Origin of the sequence: Cupriavidus sp. WS (assembly GCF_000395345.1) — a bacterium.
Classification (GTDB): Bacteria; Pseudomonadota; Gammaproteobacteria; order Burkholderiales; family Burkholderiaceae; genus Cupriavidus; species Cupriavidus basilensis_B.
In genome coordinates, this window is sequence record NZ_AQPL01000022.1 from 1 (window position 1) to 877 (window position 877).

Here is an 877-nt window from a genome sequence, read left to right on the forward strand (position 1 = left end):
CGCCGTGGCGGCGGTGGCCGCTGCCGTGGCGGCGGCCGCGCTGGCATTGACCGCCGGGGCGGCCGGCGCGGGCGCGGCATCCGCCTTGGCCGCATCTGCCTTGGCAGTGTCCGCCTTGGCCGCGTCCGCCGGCACCACGGCCGGCGCGGGCGCCGGCGCTTCCTTGGCCGTGCCCTTGGCAGCCTGGGCCTGGCCCAGCTTGGCGATCTCGGCGTTCTTCAGCTCGACCAGCCGCTGCATGTCGGTGACGTTCTTCTCGAGCTGCGCGAGGCGTGCCTCGGCTTCCTTGAGCTGGCGCTCCTTGGCGATATTGGCTTCCGCCGTCGCGGCGGCCGCCTGGGCACCGCGCTCGGGCTTGCTGAGCTTGAGCTCGTCGCGCGGGCCGGCGGCCGGCGCGGCCTGCTCCTGCACGCGCGCGGTGACGTTGCCCGACTGCGAGCGCCCGCTCTCGGCTTCCACCGAGCGCGCGGCGGCCGCGGTGGCGAGCCGGCCGCGATAGGCCTCGAACCCCTGCGTGCGCGCCACCACTTCGCGGCGCGCCGCGCGCGGCGCGACCGCCTGCGCTTCCTGCTGGCTCGGCACCTTCAGCACCACGCCCGCCTTGAGGCGGTTCATGTTGCCGCCGACGAAGGCATTGGGATTGTTGCGGTAGAGCGCGACCAGCATCTGGTCGAGCGAGACCGAATCCTGGCCCTGCAGCGCCTCGCCGGCGATCGAGGAAAGATTGTCGCCACGCTGCACGGTGTACGAACCGGCGGCAGCCGCGGCGCCCTCGGCCACCTGCGGCGCAGCGCGGCGCGGCGGCGGTGCCGGCGTCCTGGCCGGCGCGCGCGCGGCCGGCGCGGCCGGTGTAGCGGGTGTGGCGGGCGTGGCGGCG

Annotated in this window: 1 protein-coding gene; it reads right to left on the reverse strand. The window is 76.1% G+C overall.

What is annotated here, in order from left to right; all coding sequences use genetic code 11:
* On the reverse strand, positions 1 to 877 hold an 877-nt coding region (locus K206_RS37365; RefSeq protein WP_043365149.1), incomplete at both ends, for a FimV family protein.